Here is a 14,904-nt window from a genome sequence, read left to right as displayed (position 1 = left end):
AACCATGCAAGGCGCGATGATACGTCAGCAGCAACCCGTTACCGGCCGTAGCAAGCCGGTGCCGCGTGGTGCCAGCCGGCTGGTGGCCGACGAGCCCGTATCGGCGCGCCTGCCGCGGCCAAGCCTGGGGGGGCTCAAGCGCCTGCTGTGGCCGGTGCTGCTGGTGGCGGCCGGCTTTGGAGCCTACGAGGGCGCCATTCGCCTGATGCCCTATGCCGACCGGCCGATCACCAAGATCGACGTGCAGGGCGACCTCAGCTACATCAGCCAGCAGTCGGTGCAGCGGCGCATCGCCCCCTATGTGGCGGCGAGCTTCTTCAGCGTCGACCTGCCGGCGATGCGTGCGGAGCTCGAGCAGATGCCATGGATTGCCCACGCCGAAGTGCGCCGGGTGTGGCCTGACGAGGTGGTGATTCGCCTGGAAGAACAGCTGCCGGTGGCGCGCTGGGGTGACGCAGCCTTGCTCAACAACCAGGGCCAGGCCTTTACTCCGCGCGAACTGGCCAACTACGAGCACCTGCCGCAGCTGGCCGGGCCGCAGCGTGCTCAGCAACAAGTCATGCAGCAGTATCAGGTATTGAGCCAGATGCTGCGCCCCCTGGGCTTTTCCATCGCTCGCCTGGAGCTGCGCGAGCGAGGCAGCTGGTTCCTGACTACCGGTGCGAGCAGCGCCGGCCCAGGTATCGAGCTGCTGTTGGGGCGCGACCATCTGGTGGAGAAGATGCGCCGTTTCATTGCCATTTACGACAAGACACTCAAAGACCAGATCACCACCATCGCCCGCATTGATCTGCGTTATTCCAACGGACTTGCCGTTGGTTGGCGGGAACCGATTGCACCGACGACGGCCCAACCCGCCGTTGCGAAGAATTAGAGAGAGGCAGGACCATGGCAAACGCGCATAGCGGCAAAATGATCGTCGGGCTGGACATTGGCACCTCCAAGGTGGTGGCGCTGGTGGGCGAGGTGGGCGAAGACGGCACCCTGGAAATCGTCGGGATCGGCACCCATCCGTCCCGCGGCCTGAAAAAAGGCGTGGTGGTGAACATCGAGTCCACCGTGCAGTCGATCCAGCGCGCCGTGGAAGAAGCGCAGCTGATGGCCGGCTGCCGCATCCACTCGGCCTTCGTTGGGGTGGCCGGCAACCACATCCGCAGCCTGAACTCCCACGGCATCGTCGCCATCCGCGACCGCGAGGTCAGCCTGGCCGACCTGGAGCGTGTACTCGACGCCGCCCAGGCCGTGGCGATCCCGGCCGACCAGCGCGTGCTGCACACGCTGCCGCAGGACTACGTGATCGACAACCAGGAAGGCGTGCGCGAACCGCTGGGCATGTCCGGCGTGCGTCTGGAAGCCAAGGTTCACGTGGTCACTTGCGCAGTCAACGCGGCGCAGAACATCGAGAAGTGCGTACGCCGCTGCGGCCTGGAAATCGACGACATCATCCTCGAGCAGTTGGCCTCGGCCTACTCGGTGCTGACCGACGATGAAAAAGAGCTGGGCGTGTGCCTGGTGGACATCGGTGGCGGCACGACCGACATCGCCATCTTCACCGAGGGCGCCATCCGTCACACCGCGGTCATCCCGATTGCTGGCGACCAGGTGACCAACGACATCGCCATGGCCCTGCGTACCCCTACCCAGTACGCCGAAGAAATCAAGATCCGCTACGCCTGCGCCCTGGCCAAACTGGCTGGCGCCGGCGAGACCATCAAGGTGCCGAGTGTGGGCGACCGCCCACCGCGCGAGCTGTCGCGCCAGGCCCTGGCCGAGGTGGTGGAGCCACGTTACGACGAGCTCTTCACCCTGATCCAGGCCGAGCTGCGCCGCAGCGGCTATGAGGATTTGGTGCCAGCCGGCATCGTCCTCACTGGCGGCACCGCGAAGATGGAAGGTGCCGTGGAACTGGCCGAGGAAATCTTCCACATGCCGGTACGCCTGGGCGTACCGCACAGCGTTCGCGGGCTGAGCGACGTGGTTCGCAACCCGATCTATTCCACCGGCGTGGGCTTGCTCACCTACGGTCTGCTGAAGCAGTCCGAGGACCTGATCCTGACCGGTAACACCAACAGCAGCAACAACAGCTATGGCGATGAACCGAAGGCCCCAGTGCTTGAGCGCTTCAAGAAGTGGGTCCAGGGCAACTTCTAAGTTTCAAAGCAGTAGTGGTAGGCGCAACAACTAGAGAACTGTAAGGAGAGGGAAAATGTTCGAGCTCGTAGACAACGTCCCGCAAAGTCCGGTCATCAAGGTGATCGGCGTTGGTGGTGGTGGCGGCAACGCCGTCAACCACATGGTCAAGAGCAGCATCGAAGGTGTGGAATTCATCTGCGCCAACACCGATGCCCAGGCGCTGAAAAGCATTGGCGCGCGCACCATCCTGCAATTGGGCACTGGCGTGACCAAGGGCCTGGGTGCCGGTGCCAACCCGGAAGTCGGCCGTCAGGCTGCGCTGGAAGACCGTGAGCGCATCGCCGAAGTGCTGCAGGGCACCAACATGGTGTTCATCACCACTGGCATGGGTGGCGGTACCGGTACCGGTGCAGCGCCGATCATTGCCGAAGTGGCCAAGGAAATGGGCATTCTCACCGTAGCTGTGGTGACCCGTCCGTTCCCGTTCGAAGGCCGCAAACGTATGCAGATCGCCGATGAAGGCATCCGCATGCTGGCTGAAAGCGTCGACTCGTTGATCACCATTCCCAACGAGAAACTGCTGACCATCCTGGGCAAGGATGCCAGCCTGCTGTCCGCCTTCGCCAAGGCCGACGATGTACTGGCCGGTGCCGTTCGCGGTATCTCCGACATCATCAAACGCCCTGGCATGATCAACGTCGACTTCGCCGACGTGCGTACCGTGATGGGTGAAATGGGCATGGCGATGATGGGTACTGGCTGTGCCAGCGGCCCGAACCGTGCGCGTGAAGCCACCGAGGCGGCGATCCGCAACCCGCTGCTGGAAGACGTCAACCTGCAGGGCGCCCGTGGCATCCTGGTGAACATCACCGCAGGCCCGGACCTGTCGCTGGGTGAGTACTCCGATGTGGGTAGCATCATCGAAGCCTTCGCCTCTGACCACGCCATGGTCAAGGTCGGCACCGTGATCGACCCGGACATGCGCGACGAACTGCACGTGACCGTTGTGGCCACTGGCCTGGGCGCGCGCATCGAGAAGCCGGTCAAAGTGGTCGACAACACCCTGCAGACCGCACAGCAGGCGTACGAAGCGTCCAATCCTGCGCCGGTTCGCCAGGAGCAGCCAGCGGTCAACTACCGTGACCTGGAGCGCCCGACTGTGATGCGCAACCAGGCCCATGCAGGTGCTGCTGCAGCCGCTAAACTGAACCCTCAGGATGACCTGGACTACCTCGATATCCCGGCTTTCCTGCGTCGTCAGGCTGATTAATGGAATTTATCAGGGGTATAAAGGTGATTGGTATTCATCAAAGGTTGGGTCTGTTATTATCCCCAGCCTTTGTTGATACCTGTTCGCAATTTGCGCTGAAGCGGCCAATGCCATGATTAAACAACGCACCCTGAAGAATACCATCCGTGCCACAGGTATCGGTCTGCACTCTGGGGAGAAGGTTTACCTGACCCTCAAGCCCGCACCTGTTGACACCGGCATCGTCTTCCGCCGCGCCGATCTCGACCCTGTGGTCGAAATCCCTGCGCGTGCGGCCAACGTCGGCGAGACAACCATGTCGACGACGCTGGTCAACGGTGACGTCAAGGTCGATACGGTCGAGCACCTGCTCTCCGCCATGGCGGGCCTGGGCATCGATAACGCCTACGTCGAGCTCTCCGCCTCGGAAGTGCCGATCATGGATGGCAGCGCCGGACCCTTTGTATTCCTGATTCAGTCTGCCGGCCTGGAAGAACAGGACGCAGCCAAGAAGTTCATCCGCATCCTGCGTGAGGTAACCGTGGAAGAGGGCGACAAGCGCGCCACGTTCCTGCCTTTCGAAGGGTTCAAGGTGAGCTTCGAGATCGACTTCGATCACCCGGTCCTCAAGGGCCAGACCCAGAGTGCGGTCGTCGACTTCTCCAGCACCTCGTTTGTGAAGGAAGTCAGCCGCGCGCGTACCTTCGGTTTCATGCGTGACATCGAGTACCTGCGCAAGCACAACCTTGCGCTGGGCGGCAGTGTCGAGAACGCCATCGTGGTCGACGAGACCGGTGTGCTTAACGCAGACGGCCTTCGTTCCGATGACGAATTCGTCAAGCACAAGATCCTCGACGCCATTGGCGACCTCTATCTGCTGGGCAACAGCCTGATCGGCGAGTTCAAGGGCTACAAGTCCGGCCACGCGCTGAACAACCAGCTGCTGCGCAAGCTGATTGCTGAAACCGATGCCTGGGAAGTGGTCACTTTCGAAGATGCCAGCACGGCACCGATCTCGTACATGCGCCCTGTTGCGGCCGTGTAAGTTCGAACACTCTCTAGTTCATTAAGGCCACCTTCGGGTGGCCTTTTTTATGACTTGTCGTGAGCGTGGGCGGCCAACCGTTCCAGCGCTGCGCGCAGCTTGGGGTCGGCGATACCTTCGGCGGTGTCGCGCAGGCTCTCGGCGGCGCTGTTCGACAGCTCTGCCGCATGCCCGCCACGCTTGGCAGGCACCAGCGGTGGCTGCACCTTGTAGAGGATGCGCCGAAGGTTGCCGAAGGCTTCCATGGCCTGCAATGCCGCCAGCAGGCGCTTCTGCTGGTAGCGCAGGCGGGTTGCCCAATGGCCGTCGGTCACCACCAGCAACAACGTGCCATCACGCCATGACGCGACATGGCAGTGCTCGCGGGCAGCCGGTTGCAGCTGGCTTTCCAGCAGGCGCTGCAGGTGCTCCAGGCGCTCGGCCTGGTTCAGCAGCAGGCGCAGCGGGCGGACCTGGCGCAGCAATGCGGAGGGCGGCTGGGCGGGGGAGGGTTTGTAGGCCATTGGGTACGCATAAGGTTACAAGAGCAGCAGTTTAACACCTCTATAGCCTGTGCCGGCCTCTTCGCGGGTAAACCCGCTCCCACAGGATCACCACAGGTCCGGATCCTGTGAAATACCTGTGGGAGCGGGTTTACCCGCGAAGAGGCCGGCACAGGCTATAGAAGATAAGAGTAGTTCTCGATAGCTTTCATGTTGCCAAGCCTTGAACTCAGGGAAAATGCCCCTATCTAAGACAGGCCCCCACCAAAACGCTGTAATAGCATCGTGGAAATCCACCACTTTCCTCACCATCGTTTCCGGGTAGAATGCTCGTTCGCATGCGGCCTAAGGGCTGCACGGGCGACTCATGGGGCCGCCCTCCATCCCTACGTGTGGAAGATCCTGCCGATATGTTTGCGCCTTTGTTAAAAAAACTTTTTGGAAGCAAGAACGAGCGTGAAGTCAAACGCATGCTCAAGACGGTGAGTATCGTCAATGCCTTCGAAGAGAAGATGGTGGCCCTCTCCGACGAGCAGCTGCGGGGCAAGACCGCAGAGTTCAAGGAGCGCCTGGCCAAAGGCGAGACACTGGACCAATTGCTGCCTGAAGCTTTCGCCGTGGCCCGGGAGGCTGGCAAGCGCGTGATGGGCATGCGCCACTTCGATGTGCAGTTGATCGGTGGCATGACCCTGCACGAGGGCATGATCGCAGAAATGCGCACCGGTGAAGGCAAGACCTTGGTCGGTACCCTGGCCGTGTACCTCAACGCATTGTCCGGCAAGGGCGTGCACGTGGTCACCGTCAACGACTACCTGGCCCGCCGTGATGCCAACTGGATGCGACCGCTGTACGAGTTCCTCGGCCTGTCGGTCGGTATCGTCTCGGCGTTCCAGCCGCCAGAAGAAAAGCGTGCCGCCTATGCGTCCGACATTACCTACGGCACCAACAACGAATTCGGTTTCGACTACCTGCGCGACAACATGGCGTTCAGCCAGGAAGAGAAGTTCCAGCGTGAACTCAACTTCTCGGTAATCGACGAAGTCGACTCCATCCTCATCGACGAGGCGCGTACCCCGCTCATCATTTCCGGCCAGGCTGAAGACAGCTCCAAGCTGTACATCGAGATCAACCGCCTGATACCGCGCCTGACCCAGCACATCGAAGAAGTCGAAGGCCAGGTCACCCAGGAAGGCCACTTCACCATCGACGAGAAGAGCCGCCAGGTCGAGCTCAACGAAGCCGGTCACCAGTTCATCGAAGAGATGCTCACCCAGGCCGGCCTGCTGGCCGAGGGCGAGAGCTTGTATTCCGCGCACAACCTGGGCCTGCTGACCCACGTTTACGCTGGCCTGCGCGCGCACAAGCTGTTCCACCGCAACGTCGAGTACATCGTCCAGGACGGCCAGGTCCTGCTGATCGACGAGCACACCGGCCGTACCATGCCGGGCCGTCGCCTGTCCGAGGGCCTGCACCAGGCCATCGAAGCGAAAGAGAACCTGAATATCCAGGCCGAAAGCCAGACCCTGGCTTCGACCACCTTCCAGAACTACTTCCGTCTGTACACCAAGTTGTCCGGCATGACCGGTACCGCCGACACCGAAGCGTTCGAGTTCCAGTCCATCTATGGCCTGAACGTGATGGTGATTCCGCCGAACAAGCCGCTGGCACGCAAGGACTTCAACGACCTGGTGTACCTGACCGCCGACGAGAAGTACGCCGCGATCATCGCCGACATCAAGGAAAGCATGACCCTTGGCCGCCCGGTGCTGGTGGGTACTGCCACCATCGAAACCTCCGAGCACATGTCGAACCTGCTGCTCAAGGAAGGCATCGAGCACAAGGTACTGAACGCCAAGTACCACGAGAAGGAAGCCGAGATCATCGCGCAGGCCGGCGCGCCAGGCGCACTGACCATCGCCACCAACATGGCCGGTCGTGGTACCGACATCTTGTTGGGCGGTAACTGGGAGGCCGAAGTGGCCACCCTGGAAAACCCGACACCCGAGCAGATCGCCCAGATCAAGTCGGACTGGCAGAAACGTCACCAGCAGGTGATCGAGTCGGGCGGCTTGCACGTGATCGCTTCCGAGCGCCACGAATCGCGCCGTATCGACAACCAGCTGCGTGGCCGTTCGGGCCGTCAGGGTGACCCGGGTTCCAGCCGCTTCTATCTGTCGCTGGAAGACAGCCTGATGCGCATCTTTGCCTCTGACCGGGTGAAGAACTTCATGAAGGCACTGGGCATGCAGTCGGGCGAGGCCATCGAACACCGCATGGTCACCAACGCCATCGAAAAGGCCCAGCGCAAGGTCGAAGGCCGTAACTTCGACATCCGTAAGCAATTGCTCGAATACGACGACGTGGCCAACGAGCAGCGCAAGGTGATCTACCACATGCGCAACAGCCTGCTGGCCGCCGAGAACATCGGCGACACCATCGCAGAATTCCGCCAGGAAGTACTGGACGCTACCATCAGCCAGCACATCCCGCCGCAGTCGCTGCCCGAGCAGTGGGATGTGGTCGGCCTGGAAGCCGCTTTGGCCAGCGATTTCGCCATGAAGCTGCCGATCCAGCAGTGGCTCGACGAGGACGATCACCTCTACGAGGAGACCCTGCGCGAGAAGCTGCTGAACGAGATCACCACCGCCTACACGGAGAAGGAAGACCAGGCCGGTATCGACGCCCTGCGTACCTTCGAGAAGCAGATTCTGCTGCGCGTGCTGGACGACCTGTGGAAAGACCACCTGTCGACCATGGACCACCTGCGTCACGGTATTCACCTGCGTGGCTATGCGCAGAAGAACCCGAAGCAGGAGTACAAGCGCGAGTCGTTCAGCCTGTTCCAGGAGCTGCTCGAGTCGATCAAGCGCGACACCATCCGCGTGCTGTCGCACGTTCAGGTTCGCCGCGAAGATCCGATCGAAGAAGAAGCCCGCCTGCGCCGCGAGGCCGAGGAACTGGCCAGCCGCATGCAGTTCCAGCATGCCCCTGCCCCGGGGCTGGAAAGCGAGCAACTGAGCGAGGAGGGCGCTGAAGTGGCGGTCGCCGCAGCGCCAGTGCGCAACGACCAGAAGCTGGGCCGCAACGAGCCGTGCTGGTGCGGTTCGGGCAAGAAGTTCAAGCATTGCCACGGGCAGATCGAGTGATCTGACCAGGCAGTTGTAACCTGAAACATCCGGGGGCCGCTTTGCGGCCCATTCGCGGCACAAGGCCGCTCCTACAGGGACCGCGCCCGACCCAATGGTTGCGATGCCCCTGTAGGAGCGGCCTTGTGCCGCGAATGGGGCGCGAAGCGGCCCCGCTCTTCCATCATCATTTCACCGTTTTTCTAGGAGCGCTCTAATGGCTGTTGGTCTTGGTCCTTTGCCTACCCTGCACCCGGTTCCGGGTTTTGAACTCGGCATCGCTTCTGCCGGCATCAAGCGCCCGGGGCGCAAGGATGTGGTGGTCATGCGCTGTGCCGAAGGCTCCAGCGTGGCTGGCGTGTTCACCCTCAACGCTTTCTGCGCAGCGCCGGTGATCCTGTCCAAGCAACGTGTACAGGGCACCGTGCGCTACCTGCTGACCAACACCGGTAACGCCAACGCCGGTACCGGCGCGCCAGGCCTGGCCGCCGCCGAACGTACCTGCGCCAAGCTGGCCGAGCTGGCTGGCGTGCCGGCCGAGTCGGTACTGCCGTTCTCTACCGGCGTGATCGGCGAGCCACTGCCGGTCGAGAAGATCGAAGGTGCACTGCAGGCCGCCCTCGACAACCTGTCGGAAAACCACTGGGCTGAAGCTGCCACCGGCATCATGACCACCGATACCCTGCCCAAGGGTGCCAGCCGCCAGTTCCAGCACAATGGCGTGACTGTTACCGTCACTGGCATCAGCAAGGGTGCAGGCATGATCCGCCCGAACATGGCCACCATGCTCGGCTACATCGCCACCGACGCCAAGGTTGCCCCGGCGGTACTCAAGGACCTGATGCTGGACGGCGCCAACAAGTCGTTCAACCGCATTACCATCGATGGCGACACCTCGACCAACGACTGCTGCATGTTGATTGCCACCGGCAAGGCCAACCTGCCAGAGGTCACCGAAGCCAGCGGCGCGCTGTTCGAAGCGCTGAAAAAGGCCGTGTTCGAAGTGTGCATGGAAGTGGCCCAGGCCATCGTCCGTGATGGCGAAGGCGCGACCAAGTTCGTAACCGTGCAGGTCAACGGTGGTGGCAACCACCAGGAATGCCTGGACGTCGGCTATGCCGTGGCCCACTCGCCACTGATCAAGACCGCACTGTTCGCCTCCGACCCGAACTGGGGCCGTATTCTGGCCGCCGTTGGCCGCGCTGGTGTGCCAGAGCTGGATGTAAGCCTGATCGACGTGTACCTGGACAGCGTGTGCATCGCCAGCAAAGGCGGCCGCAACCCGAGCTACACCGAAGCTCAGGGCTCGGCAGTGATGGCCCAGGAAGAGATCACCATCCGCATCGAACTGGGCCGTGGCCATTGCAGCGAAACCATCTGGACCACCGACCTGTCCCACGAGTACGTGAAGATCAACGCCGAGTACCGTACCTGATCTACTGATCCGAAGGCCTCTTCGCGGGCACGCCCGCTCCCACAGGTGTTGCAATGCCTGCAGGAGCGGTGCGGTCCCTGTAGGAGCGGGCTTGCCCGCGAAAGGCCGCGCAGCGGCCTGCGGGTTTTGCAATACAAACCTGATGGAGCCGAACCATGAGCTATCACCTGATCATCGGCGACAAGCTGTACTCCTCCTGGTCGCTGCGTGGCGCCCTGGCCCTCGAGCTGGCTGGCGTGCCCTACGAAGAAACCCTGATCAAGCTGAACCAGCCTGATACCCGCCAGCGCATCCTCGCTTTTTCCTCCACCGGCAAGGTGCCGCTGCTCAAGAGCGAGCACGGCGTGATCGCCGATTCCCTGGCCATCGCCGAATACCTCAACGAACAGCATCCCGAGGCCCAGCTGTGGCCTGCCGATGCAGCCGCGCGTGCCCAGGCCCGTTCGGCTTGTGCGCAGATGCACAGCGGTTTCTTCGCCCTGCGCGGTGCCATGCCGTTCGACCTGTCGCGTGACCAGGCCCTGGACAATATGCCGCTGGACGTGCAGGTCGATATCGACCGTATCGTCGCGCTGTGGTCCGAATGCCGCGTGGTGGCCAAGGACAGCGGCCCGTTCCTGTTCGGCAAACCGAGCCTGGCCGATGCCTTCTTCGCCCCGGTGGCCGTGCGCCTGCGCACCTACCGCGTGGCGGTGCCGGCAGAGGCGGCAGCCTACATCGAAACCATTTATCAGTGGCCAGCCTTCCAGGCTTGGCAGCAGGCCGGCCTGGCGGAGCGTGAAGGGTGAAACGGATACATGTTGTAGCGGCGGTCATTCGCGGTACTGATGGCCGTATTCTGATTGCCCGCAGGGCGGATACCCAGCACCAGGGCGGCTTGTGGGAATTTCCCGGTGGCAAGGTGGAAGAGGGCGAAGGCGTTGAAGCGGCGCTGGCCCGCGAACTGCGCGAGGAGCTGGGCATCGAGGTGACCCGCTCGCGTGCGCTGATCAAGGTCAGCCATGACTACCCGGACAAACAGGTGCTGCTGGACGTGCGCGAAGTCGAAGCGTTCACGGGCGAGCCTCATGGCGCAGAAGGGCAGCCGCTGGAATGGGTGGCCCCGCGCGATCTGTCGCAGTACGCATTTCCTGAAGCCAACAAACCCATCGTTGCTGCGGCGCGGCTGCCGGACCAGTACCTGATTACCCCCGATGGCCTGGAAGTGCCGCAGATGCTCAAGGGCATCCAGAAGGCGGTGGCCAACGGTACTCGCCTGATCCAGTTGCGGGCGCCGGACATGTACGACCCCAAGTACCGTGATGTGGCGGTGGATGCAGTCGGGTTGTGTGGGGGCAAGGCGCAACTGATGCTCAAGGGACCGCTGGAATGGCTGGGTGATTTCCCGTCGGCCGGTTGGCACCTGACAGCCGCGCAGCTGCGCAAGTACGCGGCCAAAGGCCGGCCATTCCCCAAGGAGCGCTGGTTGGCGGCGTCCTGCCACAGTGCCGAGGAGCTGGCGCTGGCTGAGCAGATGGATGTGGACTTTGTCACCTTGTCACCGGTGCAGGCCACCCAGACCCATCCTGAGGCGGTGCCGCTGGGGTGGGATGAAGCGCAGCGGTTGATTGCGGGGTTCAACAAGCCGGTCTACCTGCTGGGTGGGGTAGGGCCTGATCAGCGCGAGCAAGCCTGGGAAGCCGGGGCACAGGGTGTTGCCGGGATCCGGGCGTTCTGGCCCGAGGCCTGAGTAAGGGGGCCGCTTTGCGGCCCATCGCCGGCAAGCCAGCTCCCACAGGTTTAGCGTTGCCTTCGGGTTGATGATGAACCTGTGGGAGCTGGCTTGCCGGCGATGGGCTGCAAAGCAGCCCCGGTACTATCAGCCCTCTGGCTTTGGCGCAGGCTGCCACAAAACCTCAGCCACCCCCTGGCGCCGCCCGATGATCCGCGCTGCCACGAACAATAGATCGGAAAGCCGGTTGATATACGCCAAGCCAACGCCTTCCAGTGGCTCCACGGCATTCAACTGCTGGCACCGCCGCTCCGCACTGCGCGCCAGGCTGCGGCACACATGCGCCTGCGCCACCAGCGCCGAACCACTGGGCAAGATGAAGTTCTTCAACGGCCCCAGCTCTTCGTTCCACACATCGATGGCCGCCTCCAGGCGCTCCACCTCTGCCAGGGTCAACGCCTGATAGCTCGGCATTGCCAGCTCACCGCCCAGGTCGAACAAGCGGTGCTGGCACGGCACCAGCACGGTGCTCACCTCGTCCAGGCCTTGCTCGTCCAGGCCCGCCAGCAGCAGGCCCAACTGGCTGTTAAGGCTGTCTACCTCGCCAATCGCCTCGATCCGTGGGTGGTCCTTGGGCACCCGGCGTCCGTCGCCCAGGCCGGTTTCGCCCTTGTCGCCGGTGCGTGTGTAGATCTTCGACAGGCGATAGCCCATGTCACTTCTCCGTGTTGGCCGGCGTCGCCGGCTGGCCGAGGGGCAGGCGCAAGGTAAAGCAGGTGCCCTGGCCGGGCGTGGACTGCACTTCCATCTGCCCCTTGTGGTTGTTGGTGATGATGAAATACGAAACCGACAGGCCCAGGCCAGTGCCCTGACCGATTTCCTTGGTGGTGAAGAACGGCTCGAAGGTGCGTTTGCGCACCGCCTCGGGCATACCGACGCCATTGTCCTCGACCTGGATTTCCGCCCATGGCGGGTTCAGCCGGGTGCGCAGGGTAATGCGCCCGGGCTCACTGGGCTGTGGCCGAACGTGGATGGCCTGGGCCGCGTTTTTCAGCAGGTTGAGCAGTACTTGCTCCAGTTCGTTGGCGGTACATGGCACCGGGCCCAGTTCAGGGTCGAACTGGCGCACGATCGCCTGGCCCTTGAAGTCGAAGCCGATGGCCAGGTCAAAGTCATTGCCGGCAATTTCCACCGCCTGGTCGATCAGTGCCGGCAGGTCGCACGGTGCCAACTGGCGGTTGCTGCGGCGGCTGAAACTGAGCATGTGGGTGACGATCTTCGCTGCCCTGGCACCGGCCTGCTGAATGCCATCGAGCAGTTGTGGCACCTCGCGGCCGTCCAGGTAGCGGTTGACCGTGGCCAGGTCGATCCCCAGCTCTTCGGCCTGCTCCTGGTTGCGCGGCAGCTCGGGCGAGAGGCGCCGGCGGATATTCTGCACGTTGTGCAGGATGGCGCCCAGTGGGTTGTTGATCTCGTGGGCCATGCCCGCTGCCAGGCCACCGACCGAGAGCATCTTCTCGGATTGCACCATCATCTCTTCCAGCGACAGGCGCTGGGTAATGTCGTCGATGCGGATGACCACGCCGCGCCCGCCACCGCCAGTCAGCGGGTAGAAGGTCAGGGCGTAGTGGCGCAGGTCATCGCCCTTGGCCCAGGTGACCCGCTCGATCTTCGCTACCCGGTGCTTTTCCACGGTTTCCTTCAACTGCGGCAAGTACGGCTTGAGCGGCTCGAAGGCGATGAACACCGGCTGGTTCAGCGCTTCGTCCAGTGGCGTACCGGAAAGCACCGTGGCTTCGTGGTTCCACTGGGTCACGTAAAGCTGTTCGTCGAGGGCGATCAGCGCCGAGGGCATCGAGTCGATTATGCTGTTGAGGTAGTTCTGGAAGCCTGTGAGTTTTTTCTCGATCTTGCTGCGCACCTGCACTTCCAGCTCAAGCTTGCGGTTGGTATGGCGGGTTTCCTCGGCCAGGCCCTGGGCCTGGTCGTAGGCGCTCTGGAATTCGTCCCGCGCGCGTTTCAGCTGCTGCTCGCGGCCTTCGATGCGCGAAAGCATGGTGTTGAAGGCTTCGGCCAGGCTGCCGATTTCGTCGTCGTTGCCGCGCTTGGCGCGCAGGGCATAGCTTTCTTCGCGGGTAACCTGGCGGCTGAGCTCTTCGAGCTGGTTGATTGGCTGGGTGATCAGGCGCTTTATCTGCCGGGCCACCACAATCCACAGCAGGATGCTGAACACCAGGATGCCCATGCTGGCGCTCAGGGTGCCGGTGTAGAACGCTGTGGGCAGCTCGCTGCTGGCCACCAGCAGCAGGTGTGCCGGCGGGTTGGCGTCGCGCGGTATGCGGATCAGCTGGGTGCTGCGAAACTCCATCAGGCGCCAGCCGTCGATGTTGCGAAAACGCTTGGGCAGGGCCAGCGGCTCGCCATGCTGCAACTGCGCCAGCATGCGGCCATCGCCGCCGTAGACGGCGGCGGCGCGTAGTGGGGTGTAGCTGTCCAGTTCCTTTAGCAGGGCGCTGGCGGTTTCCGGGGTGTCGCCGGCGCGGGCCGCAAGCTGCGGGTTGGCCACCAGCCGGCCGATGGTCTGCAGTGCCTGCGGCGCCATGCTTTCCTGGGTGATCCAGTAGGCGGCGCTGATGAAGGTGAGGTTGGCCACCAGCAGGATGGTCACCAGCAATACCAGCAGGGCCGCCAGCAGTTTCTGCCCGACCGGGAGGTTTTCCAGGCGTTGGCGCAAGGTCATGGGCTAGGCAATGTCCGTATCCGGTTGAAAGGGCCGCGTCAGTCGCAGGGCAAGCCACGCGTGCGCAAGTTATCGACCAGGCGCTGTTGCAAGTGTTCCAGCTGTGGCAGTTGCAGGCCGTGGCGCCCGGCCGCCCGGCAGGCATGGCCGAGCAGGTAGTGCACCTCGGTGCGTCGGCCCGCGCGCACGTCCTGGTACATGGAAGAGTAGTTGGCTGCGGTGGCAAGGATCACCCGCTGCACTTCTTCGCTCAGCTCATCTGCCGCTTGCGGCTGGCCGCAGCGCCGCAGCAACTGGACCAGCTCGGCGCACAGCGCATCGACTTCTCCCAGATGCCCCAGCAGGCCGCCGTTCTGGCATTCGTGCAGCACGGTCAGCGGGTTGATGGCGCAGTTGAGGGCCAGCTTGCGCCATAGGCGGGTGAGGATGTCCACCGTCCATTCGGCAGGGATACCGGCTTCGTGCAGGTCATCGAACCAGGCGGGCATTGCAGGGTTGCGTGGGTCGCCCAGCCAGTTGAATCCGTGGCCGGCAAACTGCACCTGCCAGTCCCCCTCGCGAAAGGCCCCTTCGGTGCTGGAGGCGAAGATGCAGCGTGCGTGGGGCACCAGGTCGGCCACTTCATCCTGGCTGCCCAGGCCGTTCTGCAGCAACAGTACCTCGGCACCCTCGGCCAGCCGCGGCGCCACGCTGGCAATGGCCGGGGCGGCATCGTACGCCTTGCACGCCACCAGCAGGCGGTGGATGGGGCCCTGCGCCTGTGCGGTTTCGGCCGGGATGGCGTAGTGGCGGGGCTGGCCTTGCTCGACCAGGGTCAGGCCGCCGGCCTGCTGATGAGCCTGCAGCCGTTGCCCGTCACGCAGGATCAGGCGCACCGCCTTGCCTGCGCGCGCCAGGCGGCAGGCCCACAGGCTGCCGAGGCTGCCGGCGCCGAGAATATGCCAGGTGCTGCTCATATGCGTTTCGCAACCCGTTATAATGAGC

At 63.1% G+C, this 14,904-nt stretch carries 12 protein-coding genes; 8 read left to right on the top strand and 4 right to left on the bottom strand.

Features of this window, described 5'->3' with window-relative positions:
- Positions 1-4: 4 nt before the first annotated feature.
- The 4 genes from ABI582_RS09315 (at position 5) to lpxC (ending at position 4,427) form a co-directional block, all read left to right on the top strand.
- Positions 5-874 (top strand): cell division protein FtsQ/DivIB, encoded by an 870-nt coding sequence (locus ABI582_RS09315; protein WP_442119027.1) that lies wholly within the window; start codon positions 5-7, stop codon positions 872-874.
- 14 nt (positions 875-888) lie between these two features.
- Entirely contained in the window at positions 889-2,151 is a 1,263-nt protein-coding gene (gene ftsA / locus ABI582_RS09310) for a cell division protein FtsA (protein WP_016488959.1), read from the top strand.
- A gap of 55 nt (positions 2,152-2,206) precedes the next feature.
- Entirely contained in the window at positions 2,207-3,403 is a 1,197-nt protein-coding gene (gene ftsZ / locus ABI582_RS09305) for a cell division protein FtsZ (protein WP_016488958.1), read from the top strand.
- 112 nt (positions 3,404-3,515) lie between these two features.
- Entirely contained in the window at positions 3,516-4,427 is a 912-nt protein-coding gene (lpxC, locus tag ABI582_RS09300; RefSeq protein WP_016498054.1) for a UDP-3-O-acyl-N-acetylglucosamine deacetylase, read from the top strand.
- 47 nt (positions 4,428-4,474) lie between these two features.
- On the opposite strand, the gene ABI582_RS09295 is transcribed toward lpxC, so the two are convergent.
- On the bottom strand, positions 4,475-4,930 hold the full coding sequence (locus tag ABI582_RS09295; protein WP_338745129.1) for a DUF721 domain-containing protein: 456 nt from the start codon (positions 4,928-4,930) through the stop codon (positions 4,475-4,477).
- Between the two features lie 389 nt (positions 4,931-5,319).
- Between ABI582_RS09295 and secA the strand changes: the two genes are divergently transcribed.
- From secA to ABI582_RS09275, 4 genes are all read left to right on the top strand, one after another.
- The gene (secA, locus tag ABI582_RS09290; RefSeq protein ID WP_338745128.1) at positions 5,320-8,055 is read left to right on the top strand and encodes a preprotein translocase subunit SecA; all 2,736 of its coding nucleotides are present in this window, start codon (positions 5,320-5,322) and stop codon (positions 8,053-8,055) included.
- A 196-nt stretch (positions 8,056-8,251) separates the two neighbouring features.
- Complete coding sequence (argJ, locus tag ABI582_RS09285; protein WP_442119026.1) at positions 8,252-9,469, top strand: bifunctional glutamate N-acetyltransferase/amino-acid acetyltransferase ArgJ; 1,218 nt, start codon at positions 8,252-8,254, stop codon at positions 9,467-9,469.
- Between the two features lie 155 nt (positions 9,470-9,624).
- Positions 9,625-10,257: a glutathione S-transferase family protein gene (locus ABI582_RS09280; protein ID WP_442119025.1), complete on the top strand. Its 633-nt coding sequence runs from the start codon at positions 9,625-9,627 to the stop codon at positions 10,255-10,257.
- Positions 10,254-11,198 carry a Nudix family hydrolase gene (locus ABI582_RS09275; RefSeq protein ID WP_442119024.1) on the top strand — a complete coding sequence of 315 codons (945 nt, stop codon included), beginning with the start codon at positions 10,254-10,256 and terminating at the stop codon, positions 11,196-11,198. Before ABI582_RS09280 ends, ABI582_RS09275 begins: the two co-directional genes overlap by 4 nt.
- A 129-nt stretch (positions 11,199-11,327) precedes the next feature.
- Here ABI582_RS09275 and ABI582_RS09270 read toward each other — a convergent pair whose 3' ends face one another.
- From ABI582_RS09270 to ABI582_RS09260, 3 genes are read right to left on the bottom strand one after another with little or no spacing between them, the layout of a single operon-like run.
- On the bottom strand, positions 11,328-11,894 hold the full coding sequence (locus tag ABI582_RS09270; RefSeq protein ID WP_016498060.1) for a cob(I)yrinic acid a,c-diamide adenosyltransferase: 567 nt from the start codon (positions 11,892-11,894) through the stop codon (positions 11,328-11,330).
- 1 nt (position 11,895) lies between these two features.
- Complete coding sequence (locus tag ABI582_RS09265) at positions 11,896-13,920, bottom strand: sensor histidine kinase (RefSeq protein WP_442119023.1); 2,025 nt, start codon at positions 13,918-13,920, stop codon at positions 11,896-11,898.
- Between the two features lie 38 nt (positions 13,921-13,958).
- Positions 13,959-14,876 carry a putative 2-dehydropantoate 2-reductase gene (locus tag ABI582_RS09260; RefSeq protein ID WP_442119022.1) on the bottom strand — a complete coding sequence of 306 codons (918 nt, stop codon included), beginning with the start codon at positions 14,874-14,876 and terminating at the stop codon, positions 13,959-13,961.
- Positions 14,877-14,904: the final 28 nt, after the last annotated feature.

This window comes from Pseudomonas sp. SAS7, from assembly GCF_052112345.1.
In the GTDB taxonomy this organism is placed as follows: Bacteria; Pseudomonadota; Gammaproteobacteria; order Pseudomonadales; family Pseudomonadaceae; genus Aquipseudomonas; species Aquipseudomonas putida_Q.
The sequence above is the reverse complement of the archived record's forward strand: the minus strand, read 5'-3'. Positions and strand labels throughout refer to the sequence as shown.

Excerpts from the sequence above, each read along its gene's own strand:
- secA (WP_338745128.1), top strand. The coding sequence starts at position 5,320 with ATGTTTGCGCCTTTGTTAAAAAAACTTTTTGGAAGCAAGAACGAGCGT.
- ABI582_RS09270 (WP_016498060.1), bottom strand. The coding sequence starts at position 11,894 with ATGGGCTATCGCCTGTCGAAGATCTACACACGCACCGGCGACAAGGGC.
- ftsA (WP_016488959.1), top strand. The coding sequence starts at position 889 with ATGGCAAACGCGCATAGCGGCAAAATGATCGTCGGGCTGGACATTGGC.
- ABI582_RS09265 (WP_442119023.1), bottom strand. The coding sequence starts at position 13,920 with ATGACCTTGCGCCAACGCCTGGAAAACCTCCCGGTCGGGCAGAAACTG.
- ABI582_RS09295 (WP_338745129.1), bottom strand. The coding sequence starts at position 4,930 with ATGGCCTACAAACCCTCCCCCGCCCAGCCGCCCTCCGCATTGCTGCGC.
- argJ (WP_442119026.1), top strand. The coding sequence starts at position 8,252 with ATGGCTGTTGGTCTTGGTCCTTTGCCTACCCTGCACCCGGTTCCGGGT.
- ABI582_RS09315 (WP_442119027.1), top strand. The coding sequence starts at position 5 with ATGCAAGGCGCGATGATACGTCAGCAGCAACCCGTTACCGGCCGTAGC.
- lpxC (WP_016498054.1), top strand. The coding sequence starts at position 3,516 with ATGATTAAACAACGCACCCTGAAGAATACCATCCGTGCCACAGGTATC.
- ftsZ (WP_016488958.1), top strand. The coding sequence starts at position 2,207 with ATGTTCGAGCTCGTAGACAACGTCCCGCAAAGTCCGGTCATCAAGGTG.
- ABI582_RS09260 (WP_442119022.1), bottom strand. The coding sequence starts at position 14,876 with ATGAGCAGCACCTGGCATATTCTCGGCGCCGGCAGCCTCGGCAGCCTG.
- ABI582_RS09280 (WP_442119025.1), top strand. The coding sequence starts at position 9,625 with ATGAGCTATCACCTGATCATCGGCGACAAGCTGTACTCCTCCTGGTCG.